Consider the following 13365-nt stretch of genomic DNA (forward strand, 5'->3'; position numbering starts at 1 on the left):
CTACGGTCTCTCCGATCAGTATCCGGAGGCCCACTGCGCTCCCTGTGGTCGCCGACGATCCTGGCGCGGACCTGGAGCCAAGCAACATTGTGCACGTGTCTCCCGACGAACCTCGGGGGCGGTCAGACGGCGCTGCGGGCGTCGGAGGTCAGGCCGGGCCCAGGCCGATGCGTGAACGGCAGCAACGAACCAACGAGGCGCCCGCGTTCGGCAGGGCCGTGGCGACGTCGGCTGTTCCAGACAATCCGGAACCCACTCCTGACCGCCGTACTGACGGACCGGAACCCGTGCAACGGAACTTCCCGGACCCCGCACCCGGGCCCCGTGAAGCTGTGCTCCACAGTCCCGAACCCGTCGAACCTGCTACGCGAGGGCTGGCGGCATCGGCTGCGGAACCAGATCCCTCTGTGGCTGCGCACGGGAATGAACGCAGCTCAGCGATCCAGGGAGCTGGCAGCAACGCCACCTCAGCGGCTGCGGAGCCGCCGAGGGAAGGATCGGAATTCACCGGTCCGAATCCGGCCCACGGGATCTCAGCAGACGAGACGGCACTGCGCACTGCATCACGGCGCAGGACGACTGTGAGCGGCTATTCCGACATCGGAACGAGACCGCCTACCGGCAGCGGGGGCACTCGCGTGAACAGCGAAGGACCCCGGGGGATCAGCATCGCCATTGTCGGGACTGCAATGTCGCTTCTGCTGGCCGCGGGCTACGTGGCACTGTCAAGCTGCGCCCGGGAAAGTCCCGAAAGCAACGAGGTCCCTGCCGTACAACCTACCAGCGCCTCGGCCACCGACACTTCTGGTGCACCGACGAGTCTGCACCCTTCCAGAGGCATCTCCACTCACAGGCACGGGCACCGGGCCGGCTTGAGTCCGAAACCCGACACCTCGGCAACCGCAATTCGGAGGCCAAAGCCGCGAAGTACCGGAAGTGCCTCGCCAACTGATAGCTGGTAGACGCCACCCCCCCTGTGACGAATCGGGTTGAGTCCCTGGAAGTGGTGTAGCGGGTTGGACCTGATCCGAGGGTTGTTCCGGCGTCTGGGTTGGTGCCCGGATAGACAAACGGCCACCGACTGATCTTCGAAGTGCCGAAGCCTCGACGGAGACTCTGCCGGGACCTGTGCTGCTCGGGTGGGGCGGCCAGCGCGGTGTGGTGATCACCTCGCCGTCAATAAGGACGATGGACACCAGAGTTGCTTGACCAGCGCCCCGCGTTGCGTATGGAACTTGGCGACGATGTTCACTTCAAGGTAGTGGAGTCGGCGCGAACTCTCTTGGTAACGGAGATCATCTTCGCTAAGGTTTCCCTCGGCTCCGGCACCGAGCTGTCGACAACACGGGGCTCGGCTGCAAGATGTCAATCAGAACGTTCCGGTCGACCCCAGGGAAACGGCTGGCATCGTGAACCCTGCTACCGGACGCGTCCGATCAAGTATCGAGCGCAGGACATTATCCTGCTGCGGGGTAGAAGAAGGCGATGCGCCCGGCGTGGCTCCACAGCACGCTCTCGCCACACCACCGGCGTCGTGGGGCTCCTCGCCGTCCGGGCGCCGGGCACCGCCTGGGCGACGGCGGCTACTACTGCGACGCCCCCAGAACCCCGCTCTATGCCGCACTCGCCGAAACCGAACAACTGGACAAAAGCCTGTTCACCGGCCCGGACATCCCCATCCTCAGTGGCATGGACGTACAGTACGAGCTCAGCTGGCGCAAAGCGAACCGCACCCCCATCGTCGCCATCACCGACGGAGCGGCCATCGACGAGATCAGCCCAGAACTCATGGATGCCGCCGCACGTCCCCGCGCGGCCGAGATCGGCCTGCAGGACCGCCAAGCCGCAGCTGCAGAAGTGCGCGCGCCACGTCACCCCCCTGCCCGCCTGCGGGTGACAACCCTTCAGCAGCCGAAAAGACTGAGGTCCGGGCACGGCCGCAGCTGCATCGGCCGGCGCAACGAGGCGGACCGTTGGGAGAAGGACATGGCAGTCAGGACGCACCTCCGGTTTCGCCTCACAGGAACCGTGGCGATCGTCGCCCTGGGCCTGATCGCCTGCCAGGCCGCGGAGCACGGGACAGCGGACCCGATGCACGCCCACACCGCCCGCAAGGGCGCGGCCGCGCCGTTCACCCGGGAGATGGACGCGGGCATGCAGGTCATGATGAAGGCGATGGCGGGCTCGGCCAGGACCGGTGACCCCGACCACGACTTCGCGGCGATGATGGTGGCGCACCACCAAGGGGCCATCGCCATGGCCAAGGCGGTCCTGGAGCACGGCAAGGACCCTGTTCTCCGGCGGCTGGCGCAGGAGATCATCGTCACGCAGCAGCAGGAGATCGGCGTGATGAAGAGCCGGTTGTCGGCCAAGCCCGCGGCACAGCGGAACGCCTCGCCCTCCATCGCGCAGCCAGGCAAGGAGGAACCTCGGCCGCGGTCGGATGCCGCGGGTCCGCTGCTGCCGATATCGAGCCAGGACCGCGTCTACACCTCCGATCAGACGTCCAACACCGTCTCGGTGATCGACCCCGTCGCCAATCGTCTGCTCGGGGTGATCCGTCTGGGTGATCCGGTGCCTGGTTCGCTCAGCCCGTTGTACAAGAAGCAACTGCTCGTGCACGGGGGCGGCTTCTCTCCCGACCACCGCACTTTGGCCACGGTGTCCATCGGGTCCAACTCGGTCACGTTGATCGACACCGCGACGAACAAGGTGAAGGGCGTGGTGTACGTCGGCCGCTCGCCGCACGAGGCGTTCTTCACCCCCGACGGCAAGGAGCTGTGGGCCACGGTGCGTGGCGAGAACTACGTGTCGGTGATCGACCCGGTGCGGATGCGGGAGAAACGCCGTGTCACGACGGCCAGCGGGCCGGGCATGGTGCTGTTCCGGCCGGACGGCAAGTACGCCTTCGTGCCCTCCAGCTTCACCCCGGAAGTCGATGTCATCGACACCCGCACGTACCGGGTGGTGGCCCGGGTGCCGCAGGCCAGCCCGTTCTCCCCGAACCTGGCGGTGAGCCGGGACGGCACCGAGGTGTGGTTCACCCTCAAGGACAGCGGAAAGACACAGGTGATGAGCGCGCGGCCGCCGTTCCGCATCCTGGCCACGATCGACAGCGGGCCCATCAGCAACCACGTCACCCTCGTCGACAACAGTGCCGGCAAGTTCGCCTACGTCACCGTGGGCGGCGAGAACGTCATCAAGGTCTACCGTCGCGGAACCAGACCGGCCCTGGTCACCACTATCCCCACCGGGGACCTGCCGCACGGAATCTGGGTCTCCGGCGACGGCACACGCGTCTACGTGGGGTTGGAGAACCAGGACGCGGTCGTGGCCGTCGACACGCTCGAGAACAGGGTGATCGCGACGATCCCCGTGGGTCAGCAGCCCCAGCAGTTGCTCTACGTGCCGCGTGCCGTCCCGCACGGCAAGGGGACAGCCAACCTGCAGCCGTTGGGGGTCGCGGGCAAGGCGGGCCACCTCACACTGTCCGCTCCGAAGGGCATGGGCGGGCACGCGCACGCGACCGTCTCGGTCAACGCGCTGGGCGCCCTGGACCTCTTGCAGGTCGCGGCGACAGGCCTGAAGCCCGGAAAGAACTACATGCTGTGGCTCACCGAGCACCGCACCGCGCCCTTCGGTCGCAAGCAGGCGCTCACCATGTTCACCACCAACGCCGCCGGTGCACAGATCGGCCAGGCTATCGGGCTCCTTCGCGAGGTGCTGACGCCACCGAAGTCCGCAGCTTCCGCACCCTCCCGGCGCTACCTGATCATTACCCCGGCAGACAGCGACTCTCCCGTCGCCGTTCAGGACCACTACCAGCCCATGCCCCCTGCGAAGGGACCGTCACCGGAACCCGCCCCCGCCGCGGGAGGCTCATGACCTGGGCCTCCCCTCGGGACCGCGCGGGCCGCTCACCGCGCAGGCGCTGAAACGTCCCGCCTGGGCTCGGTCTCACATTAGGTGGAGACGGGTCGTGAAGGTCGTTGATCTTGGTTCTGTCGACGATCTTGTGATTCGGACGCTTGAGCGGGTCGTGTCAGCTGTTCGCGATCATGCACGGTGTGCTCTTGTGACGTGCTCTTGGAGCTTTTCCGCACCTGTCCGCATTGCTGATCGAAGGGGTCCAGCGACGGCCGGACAAGGTGGTGCTGAGGACGCGGGCACGATCGACGACCGCCGTTTGCCGGTGCGGCCAAGGATCGACACGCGTGCACGGCCGGTATGTGCGCGAGTTGCGCGATGTCGCCGTGGGCGGGCTCGGCGTCGTGATCCAGTTATCCATACGCCGATTCCGTTGTGAGAATGCCGCCTGTTCGGTGGTGACGTTCGCGGAGCAGATTGCGGGACTGACCACCCCGCACAGTCGCCATACTCCGCTGCTGCGCGAGCTGTTGACGCAGATCGGCCTGGCCCTGGCCGGCCGGGCGGGAACCCGACCGGCGGCTGCGGTCGGCATCCGCGTGGGCAGAGATACGCTATTGCGGCTGGTCAGGGCCTTGCCTGAGCCCGATCTCGGCGAGGTGGAAGTGCTGGGCGTGGACGACTTCGCCTTCCGCAAGGGACGCCATTACGGCACGGTCCTGATCGACATGGCCACCCACCGTCCGCTTCACCTTTTCGATGGCCGCGAGGGCGGTCGTGTCCCCCGTCGTGGTGTAGCCGATCATGGTCTGTCTCCTCCGCTTCGTAGCCGCCCGGCACCTGCCCCTGCGGGCCGTGGTGCGATCACCGCTGGTCCCGGCTCGGTGAGCCCCAACAGGGCCTCCGGGGAGGATGATTCGGGCTACGACCTGGGGATTCCGCCAGCATGATCGGCTACACCACGAGAAGGGACGCCATCGCGAGGGCGAGGACTTGGCCGCCTGGCTGCGCGATCACCCCGAAGCGAAAGATCTGCCGCGATCGCTCAGCAGGATACGGGGAGGGGGCACGGATGGGGGCGCCACAGGCCGAGCAGGTCGCCGACCGCTATCACCTGTGGGCCAACCTCGGTCAGGCAGTCGAGAAGACGGTGAACGCCCATCGCGCCCGCTTGGTCGAAACGCCGCCTAAAGTTGCCGGCACCCCCGACGAGTTGGACGTGGAGCCGCAGGTGGTCCAGCCACCGCCAAAGGAGCTGAAGATCGTGACTCGGCTGCGTGAACAGCATGCAGCCGTCCACGAACTGCGGGAACAGGGACAGCAGCTGCTCCCAGCAGCCGAGGCGCTGCGCCTCGACCGCGCGCCCAGGTACTCGACCTGCATGCTGACCTCGCCGGGTGTGGTCGGCACTGGCTGGCCGTTCTCCGTGAGCCTGCGGCACAGCCGGTAGGAGCCCTGCCACACCACGGGCCAGGACGAGCACCAGGACGGGTCGATCGCCTCCAGCGCATCCCGCCGCTCCTCCGTCAACGCCCCGGCCGTGAAGCCGATAGACATGCCGGCCTCACGGCGCTGCCCGATGCCATCCGCGAGCCGGTCCGCTGGTTCTTCATCCAGACGGCGACCGGATAGCCGTTCCAGACCGCTGTGGCAGGCGGTGGCAGATGCCCGCACTGGCAGTCCTTCCCGCCAGGCGGCATCCCAGTGCGACCACAGCATTCCCAGATCACCCCACTCGGCAGCCCGCTTCGGCCCCGGGTCTTCAGTGGAATTGGTTGATCTGACCTGAGCTTGGGATTTATCCTCGCCGTGCCTGGTATTCCTTGATCGGATCGGCGCGTTTGACCGTCTTTCCGACGTCGTGACGTGTGGCCCGGTGTTTGTTTTTCGAGCCGGGAGGCTGTTCCGGGCCCGGTTTTGAACGGTTTCGGTGCCGCCGCCGGGTGAGCGGGAGGCCGTCGCACGACTTCCCCCGCTCGGGAGCCGAGGTGAAGATCCGCCGGTGGCAGTAACCCTCCAGCGAGCCCGGCGGTCTCGACAACCCCGGGCTGTGCAGGCCCTACCGTCATGCGCCCCGACGCAAAGATCACCCAACCGGGGAGCCATACTCGAACCCACGCCGACCATGACCGGTGGATCATCGTCCACTTACCGTGCAGCCCCCTGGGCTGGATCCTGCTCATTCCACGAGGAGACCGGTTGCGCATCGTACTCAGCATTGCGTGCCTTACGGCGCGAACGTACAGCCGCGAGCGCCTGACGCAGCAGTACCAACAAGGCGTCGCGGACGGAGAACTTGTCACGGGCGTCGAATGCGACGACAGGCACCCCTGAATGGATCGCCAGTGCCCAGCGAACGGCGTCGAGGTCGTGATGGAGAGAGCCATTGAAAAGGTTGACAGCGACCACAAATGGCATATTGAGACGCTCGAAGTAGTCGACCGCCGGATACCCGTCCTGAAGGCGCCTGCTGTCCACGACGATCAAGGCGCCCAGAGCGCCGCGCGCGATGTCGTTCCACATGAAGCCGAAACGGTCTTGTCCCGGCGTACCGAAGAGATACAGCTTCATTGCATTGTCGACGGTAAGGCATCCAAAATCGAGGGCCACGGTGGTGGTGGTCTTGTCAGGCGTATCAGCGGTGTCGTCGACCTTCACCGAGGCCGTCGTCATCAGCGCTTCCGTGGTGAGCGGTGTGATCTCCGAGATGCTGGCTACGGCAGTGGTCTTGCCGACCCCGAATCCGCCGGCTATCACCAGCTTCACCGGCGTCGGTGCTTTTGGTGGCAGAGTGTGGACACGACCTGCGGCTTGCGGGGGCAGTACCCTAGCGAATGGCTTCGAGTGCACGAATGATCCTTCGGAGCGTGTCCTCGCTGCTCGACGCGTCATGATCCAGGGCGTTGACAGTGAGGTAGCCGCCCTGCTGCAGGTCCCCGACCAGTACGCGTACCACATTGAGGTGGAGTGAGAGTTTCGCCGAAACCTCGGCGATCGACTGGGGTACCGCGCACAGCAGAACGATGTCGCGGTGCTCGAATCCCAGAGCGTGGCAGGCCATGAGCCCCTCGCGGGTGCTCACGATCTGCGATTCCAGATTGTGGGCACCCAAAGCGGAAACGACACGCCCGCCCGTGAGCAGAAAAGGGCGCAGCGGCCTCTCCTGGTCAGCGGCAAGCCGGGGGAGGTCCAGACGGGAGAGCGGCTCGTCTTTCGGTAGGTAAGGACGGACGAAGAATACGTCCTCCTCGGGGTCCACAGTGGTCATTGTTGTGACGAGTTCTTGAGTTCGTTGATGAGGCGCGGCGTGAGTGTCTCGCCTGCACGATTGGCAAAGAGGGTGATCTCATAAGCCAAGTTGCTCAGACTCGCGCCCTTCTCCGCCACGACGCCCAGAACGCATCCGGCGGCGATCGACGCAACCAGCAGGTACCCACCGGAATAGTCCACGATCACCTTGTCGAGCGTTCCGAGGTTGCGGGTGGTTGACGCACCGAACGCCAGGCTGGTGATACCGGAGATCACCGCGGCAAGTCGGTCCGCCGTCGCGCGGTCTCCAGCTCGGGAGGCAGCGATGAGCAGACCGTCAGAGGAAACGGCGACAGCGTCAGTGACGCCGGATGTCTGAGCAGAGAAGGCCTGCAGGAGCCAGTTGAAATTGTTCGCCTCGGAGCTGAGGCCCAGGGGCCCGGAAGGCTCATAGCCCAAACTCATCGTGTTTCTCCTGCTCAGAACGTGGTGGGTCGTTGGAGATGCGCGGCATGCGCTCGGGCAACGCCGTACTGGATGTCGTCGATCAGGGCGCGCGATGCGTCTGGGTCGTGGCGCGGGTGAGCCTGCACGGCTCCCGAGGGCTGGAGGTCCGTAGCCAGATTTGCACCTGGCACCCGCCGCACAAGTCCTTCGCCGCCAGGCGGCGGACCTGCAGACTGCTCAGCGCCCGTGCGTGAGCCACGGGGTTGTGCCCGCGACCGAGTGCCATCAGCGCCTGCGTCGACGCTGCCGAATGCGGGCCAGGGACTGATCTCCCCGAGCTCGCTGAGGGCATCGTGCAGATCGCCAAGGAAGGCATGAAGCAGATCTGCTTGCGGTGACGTCGCAAAGAGGGCAGGCGAAGTCGTCGTGGCTGTGTCGAGTCCGGATTCAGTGTGCTGACCGGATACCTGACGCGTGTGCGGGCCAATCCCCTGCACCCGTGGGAGGGCCGCCTGCAATCCGCCCTGGCGCCCGCCAAGGACACCGGATGGCGCCTCCGCGACGTCCAGTGCATACGCCTGGACCTCCTTTGGAGAGCTCTCGTGAGCCGCGCGTGCATTCGAGCCCGAACCGCCTGGGGGTGGCACCAGGTGCCGCCTCGGTACTGTGATCCATGCCGTGACACCGCCGTCCTCTCCAGCGGACAGAGAAACGTCGGCATCCGTCTGCCGGGCCAGCCGGCCGACCACAAAGAGCCCAAGCGTGTCCGTGGGCGCCAGGTCGAGACGTTCACGGCTCCGGATACGGGCGTTCTCCTCAACGAGTCGCTGCTCGCTCATCCCGACGCCATTGTCCCTGATGGCGATCAAGCAACCACCCGAGACGTGCGCGGCAGACAGCTCGACGACCGTGTCGGGTGGTGAGAAGGAGAGGGCGTTCTCCAACAGCTCAGCCATGATCGAGATGAGCGGTTGCCCAACCTCGGACGCAAGGTGCAGGTCCACGACTGAGGTCAGCACAACCCGTTGGAAGTCCTCGACCTCAGCCAGCGCCGAGCGCATCGCATGCGCGACAGGTACTGGCTTACCGAAACCGAAACGTTCCGTAGTACCTGACAGCACCACGATGTTGGCCGCGGTGCGGCGCAGACGGTTCGTGAGGTGATCCAGTCGGTAGAGGTTCTCCAGCAACGCGCGGTCGGTCTCCTCTCGCTCCAGGTCGTCAATCATTGACAGCTGCCTGCTCACGAGGTTGTGGGAGCGCCGTCCGACGCTGGCGAACATCGCGGCCACGTTCCGCTGGCTCATCTGCTGCCGTCTGACCAGGTCCAAGGCTCCGGACTGCACTCGGTCCACCGCTTCCGACAGCTGGCCGATTTCGTCGGAACGCTTCATGGCTACCTTCAGGGGGCCGGCATCCAAGGGCTCCGCCATCACGTCGTCGTCGATTCGCTGCAACTCGCGCTCTGCCGCGTCGGCAGCGCGGGCAGCCGCTTCCGTCAGCGTTCGCAGCGGAAGCGAAACCGATCGGCCGACTGTGATACTCAGAAACAACAGCGCGACAAGGACCAAGACTAGAGCGCCACCGTAGGTGACCGTGTCGAGCATTGCCTCGTGAGCCTTGGCGTTTGCGGCCTGCTCGGCGTCGCGGGCGATCGTGTGCTGCACCAGGAGCCGCAGTTCTGCCTGAATCAGGAAGGTGTTGGCTGCTTCTTCGAGGAGGCGGGCCCGGGCTTCGGGGGACAGCGACGGGGCCATCACCTCGCGCCGCACCTGAGTGCTGTACTCAAGTGCGCGCATCGCGATGGAACCGCCTGAATTGACGCGCGCCAGCTGAGCGTAACCAGGTTCCGCGACATGCTGAAAACGCTGGGCCCACAAGGACTGCAGCGCCTGCTGCTGCGTGACGACCTCAGCTGCCTGCTTCTCTGGAGATCGGACCAAACTCGCCAACAGGGCAGCATCCGCACTGTTGCCGGAAATGTCACTGCGCAGCAACGCTTCCAGAGAAGTCTGCCGCTCGGCGTCCGTCCCGCTGTCCCCTCGCGGGTGCCACAACTCCAGGGAATCGAGCAGCGCAACGACGAAGCGGTCGTAGCCACGGCTCGCCTCTAGGGGGCCGACGGAATCGGCAAGTACCTCAGACCTCAGGTCTTGCAGCTGTTCCATGTTCGTCAGCGTTTCACGGGCTTTGGGTACGTCATCGACCAGTGAACGCACATGCTCGAGTGTTATGTCGACCGTGTTCATCCCGGCGAGCAGAGTCCCGCCCGACGCGGCTGGGGCCGCGAGATGTGCCACCGCAAGTAGTTGCTCCCGCTGGAGTTGCTCCACCAGAGCACCCATGGGCCCAGCCACGTGCATCAGAGACGCAGTCTGGCCGGCCTGACGTATGACTCTCAGGCGTTGCTCTGCCAGTGGGGCAGCCAGCACCGACGCCACCACCAGTGGCACGGCTACGATCACGACGAGCTTGTGCCGTACCGCAAACCTAGGGCGCCACATCGGCCGACTCCTGCATGCTGAGGTGCGTGGGCCAATCGCCCGCAGTGCCTGCGGCAGACCGTCTCTTGAGCCTGCGATGCGCTCGACCTCTGGGTCCGGAGCCGTCGCCGGTCGCCGATGAGGCACCGCGAGGTGCGACCAGCAGCTGAGAAACGAGTACGACCAAGAGGCCGCTGAGCGGCCCACTCACGCAGATGCCGACTGCGCTGGCGCGGCTGTGCCGTGCCTCGCCTCGGGCGTCCTCAGCCATCGCCCACAGCCCATCCAAGCCGGCTTCGCTCATGGCCACCACCGCGGAGGCCCCCCGCTTCCGGGTCGCGGAGAGTGCCTCAGCGTCGGGAAGCCCGCGTGGCCCCGGAGCAAGGTCCTGGATTGGCGTCATGGCGAGCACGCTTGCGGCCACGCGATCCATACTGGCGATCAGAGAACGGCCGAGCCTGCCGTCCTGGGTCAGGTAGAGACTCTGGTGGAGCAACGCTGCGACTTCGCCAGCGACCTGCCCGAGCACTGCCTGCGCGGTACTGGCCCGGACGCGTGCTTCGGCTGAGTTCGGAGTTGCGGCAGCCAGGAAGGTGAGATCATCCATGCGGCCCGCCGCAACCAACAGCAGTGGCAGTCGCCGTGTGATGACATCTGCCAGGTAGTATCGATCATTTGCGTCGGCCAGCAACAGACCGGAGTCCTCGCTCACCGCACTGAGTAGGAGAACGGACTGTTCGACGGCCTTCGACCACGCAGCATAGGCCGCGGCACCTCGAGCGGGAGAATCACCCAGGTCGCCGATGCCTTCACGCAATGCGCTCCAACTTCGAGCCAAAGGCAGATCCGCGCTGGCCAGGCCCGTCGCCTCAACGGCACCGACAGCGTGATTGAGAGTGGAAACGTCAGGCGCCGCCCCCCGGATAACGGTGGACTCCGTAGAGGTCAGGGTGTACAGCAGCCCGGACAGGGCGCCGGCATAGGCGATGCCATGTTGTTGGCGCCGGGCCAGGTCGATGTCGTCCTCCGCCTGCGCCCAGATGCGCAGGGAGAGCAGCACCGACGGAACAAGAAAAAAAGAAACAGCGACTGCCACGGCGACGCGTCGCGCGCCCGCACGGAGCCTGAGATGTGTGAATGCCTGTGTAGGTCTCATCGACTCTGGATTTGGTGAAGAGGGGACAATACGGAATGACGGGCGACCGCTGCAGGTCACCTTTGAGACAGGCAGACTTAACTGGGCACTCCGCGGAGGCCCTGCCGTGGAACCTTCTGTCGGAGTCTCTCGACGCAGAACACTGCGAGCCTCCAATCAATTTCGAGTCTAGGAAGACAGCCGGATCTGCCGAGCGACTTCCGTCGGCAACAGCCGATACTTAAGTAGCAGACAAAGAGCTACTTTAGTCTGTAGGCGGGGTGCCAGCCGCTCGCGATCCTGTTTGCTGTAAGCATTATCGACCGATCATAGGGGAAATTTCGAGCGCAACCAATTGGTTGAACGCCGAAAGCCCGCGGAAGGCAAGCTCCTCCGCTCTTCCCCCGGCCGGCGCGTATCGCGAAATAACTCGAGTCACTACCGGACGTTTCCGTGATACTGCCCGGCCCGTCCCAGGAAATACACTTCCCCGTCTTTCTTCACGAGAGAAGAATTTTGTGCGCGCGAACGTCAGACGACTGACTTTTTCAGCCGTCGCTTTGGTGACTCTGGGTGCACTCCCAGGGTGTGGAATCGATAGCACCGAAGAGCGCATAACGATGGGCATCACGGATAAATTCACCTCCGTTGACCCTGCCGCCGGCTACGACGTCGCTTCCTGGATAGTATTCAATAACGTATTCCAATCACTACTGAGATTCCCCAAAAATAGCACCACCCCCGAGCCCGATGTTGCGAAAAGCTGCAAGTTCACTGATTCCCTAAGTCGCACCTTTGAATGCACCGTACGTCAGGGCCTACGATTCAGCAATGGAGACCTTCTCACCGCAAAAGACGTCGCTTTTTCCTTCGAACGAACGCTGAAGATCAATGACGTGAACGGCCCGGCCGTCCTTCTTGAATCCATTAACAGGATCGAAGCTCCCTCATCCGACCGAGTCGTCTTCCACCTCAAGTACTCAGACGCAACATTCCCGATGAAGATCGCATCGGGTGCAGGTTCGATCGTCAACCATCGTGAATACCCGGCGGACAGGTTGCGTACCGACGGGCGGTCGGTGGGCTCCGGCCCCTATCGCCTGGATTCATATTCCGAAGGACACGAGGCCACATTCTCCGTCAATGGACAATACCGGGGAAGTGCCGCGGTGCAGAACTCCGGGATGACCGTACGCTTCTACCACGACGAGTCGACACTCTTGAGCGCCCTACAAAACAGGGAAGTCGACCTCGCTTACCGCGGGCTTTCTCCCGCTGATGTTGCCACACTCCGCACCAGGTACAACACCGGCGATGCAGGCGTGCAGGTTGAAGAAGGCGCTGGGCCTGAAATCCAACACCTAGTATTCAACGTCTCCGACTCGACTGTCGCCAGTAGTGCCGTCCGTCAAGCGGTGGCCTATTTGATCGATCGGGACGAGATCACCGCCGGCATATATCACCACACCACGAGCGCGCTTTACTCATTGGTGCCGAAGGGCATCATCGCGCACGACAATGCGTACTTCAACCGCTACGGCCAGGGCGGCGACAAAATGAAGGCCGCGGCGGTGCTCTCCGATGCGGGTATCACCGAAAAGGTCAGCTTCACTCTTTGGGCCACACCCGTGCGTTTCGGCTCGGGAACAGTTACTGAGGCCCAGGCCATCGCGCAACAGCTCAACACCAGCGGACTCTTCGACATCGATGTCAAAATCGCCGACGCGGAAGAATACGCCGACGGCATCACCGCAGGTGATTACGCGGCCTACATCCGCGGCTGGGTCCCCGACTACCCCGATCCAGATAACTTCACTCAACCGCTGTTCGGCGCAGGGAACATACTGGGCAACAACTACAAAGACGGGAAGGTTTCGGTGCTGATCCAGCGGTCTGCTGCCCAACGCAACCGGGTCGACGCTTCTGAAGACTTCCGAAAGCTGCAGGAAATTGTCGCCGAAGATGTTCCGGTAATCCCGCTGTGGCAGAGTAACCAATGCATCGTGGCTCAACGTGACATCCAAGGCCTTGGCTCCAGTCTCGACATTTCCACCGTCTTCCGATTTTGGGAGATCCGCAAAATGGACAGGGGTTCGTGGTGGTGAAAGAATCGAATATCTGTGCACGAATCTAACCTGCCGCCGCCGTCCAGGATCCCGTTCTTCACAAAGGTGATGTCGAGCC

At 64.3% G+C, this 13365-nt stretch carries 9 protein-coding genes and 1 pseudogene; 4 read left to right on the plus strand and 6 right to left on the minus strand.

Features of this window, described 5'->3' with window-relative positions; translation table 11 throughout:
• The first annotated feature begins 1689 nt into the window (after nt 1-1689).
• The 3 genes from ABZ883_RS13350 (at nt 1690) to ABZ883_RS13360 (ending at nt 5317) form a co-directional block, all read left to right on the plus strand.
• Nucleotides 1690-3885 (plus strand): DUF305 domain-containing protein, encoded by a 2196-nt coding sequence (locus ABZ883_RS13350; protein WP_360905736.1) that lies wholly within the window; start codon nt 1690-1692, stop codon nt 3883-3885.
• Between the two features lie 266 nt (nt 3886-4151).
• Nucleotides 4152-4817: a transposase family protein gene (locus ABZ883_RS13355; RefSeq protein WP_360905856.1), complete on the plus strand. Its 666-nt coding sequence runs from the start codon at nt 4152-4154 to the stop codon at nt 4815-4817.
• A complete protein-coding gene (locus tag ABZ883_RS13360; protein WP_360905737.1) occupies nt 4814-5317 on the plus strand; it encodes a transposase in 504 nt (167 codons plus the stop codon). The genes ABZ883_RS13355 and ABZ883_RS13360 overlap by 4 nt, the downstream gene beginning before the upstream one ends.
• 348 nt (nt 5318-5665) lie before the next feature.
• Here the strand turns inward: ABZ883_RS13360 and ABZ883_RS13365 are convergent.
• The 6 genes and pseudogenes from ABZ883_RS13365 to ABZ883_RS13390 all read right to left on the minus strand — a co-directional run.
• A pseudogene (locus ABZ883_RS13365) lies at nt 5666-5825 on the minus strand (transposase); the annotation flags it as partial.
• Between the two features lie 190 nt (nt 5826-6015).
• Nucleotides 6016-6633 carry an ATP/GTP-binding protein gene (locus ABZ883_RS13370; RefSeq protein WP_360905738.1) on the minus strand — a complete coding sequence of 206 codons (618 nt, stop codon included), beginning with the start codon at nt 6631-6633 and terminating at the stop codon, nt 6016-6018.
• A 61-nt stretch (nt 6634-6694) separates the two neighbouring features.
• Nucleotides 6695-7126, minus strand: coding sequence for a DUF742 domain-containing protein (locus tag ABZ883_RS13375; protein WP_360905739.1), 432 nt, complete (start codon nt 7124-7126; stop codon nt 6695-6697).
• 5 nt (nt 7127-7131) lie between these two features.
• Nucleotides 7132-7581, minus strand: coding sequence for a roadblock/LC7 domain-containing protein (locus tag ABZ883_RS13380; RefSeq protein WP_360905740.1), 450 nt, complete (start codon nt 7579-7581; stop codon nt 7132-7134).
• 14 nt (nt 7582-7595) lie between these two features.
• Nucleotides 7596-10028, minus strand: coding sequence for an ATP-binding protein (locus ABZ883_RS13385; protein ID WP_360905741.1), 2433 nt, complete (start codon nt 10026-10028; stop codon nt 7596-7598).
• Nucleotides 10029-10053: 25 nt separating this feature from the next.
• The gene (locus ABZ883_RS13390) at nt 10054-11202 is read right to left on the minus strand and encodes a hypothetical protein (RefSeq protein ID WP_360905742.1); all 1149 of its coding nucleotides are present in this window, start codon (nt 11200-11202) and stop codon (nt 10054-10056) included.
• Between the two features lie 599 nt (nt 11203-11801).
• Here ABZ883_RS13390 and ABZ883_RS13395 point away from each other — a divergent pair.
• On the plus strand, nt 11802-13286 hold the full coding sequence (locus tag ABZ883_RS13395; protein ID WP_360905743.1) for an ABC transporter substrate-binding protein: 1485 nt from the start codon (nt 11802-11804) through the stop codon (nt 13284-13286).
• Nucleotides 13287-13365 lie beyond the last annotated feature (79 nt).

The sequence above is a fragment of the Streptomyces sp. NPDC046977 genome (assembly GCF_040644455.1).
In the GTDB taxonomy this organism is placed as follows: Bacteria; Actinomycetota; Actinomycetes; order Streptomycetales; family Streptomycetaceae; genus Actinacidiphila.

Bases quoted from the DNA above. Each gene is read 5' to 3' on its own strand.
- ABZ883_RS13390 (WP_360905742.1), bottom strand. From the start codon at position 11,202: ATGAGACCTACACAGGCATTCACACATCTCAGGCTCCGTGCGGGCGCG.
- ABZ883_RS13350 (WP_360905736.1), top strand. From the start codon at position 1,690: ATGGACGTACAGTACGAGCTCAGCTGGCGCAAAGCGAACCGCACCCCC.
- ABZ883_RS13395 (WP_360905743.1), top strand. From the start codon at position 11,802: ATGGGCATCACGGATAAATTCACCTCCGTTGACCCTGCCGCCGGCTAC.
- ABZ883_RS13360 (WP_360905737.1), top strand. From the start codon at position 4,814: ATGATCGGCTACACCACGAGAAGGGACGCCATCGCGAGGGCGAGGACT.
- ABZ883_RS13380 (WP_360905740.1), bottom strand. From the start codon at position 7,581: ATGAGTTTGGGCTATGAGCCTTCCGGGCCCCTGGGCCTCAGCTCCGAG.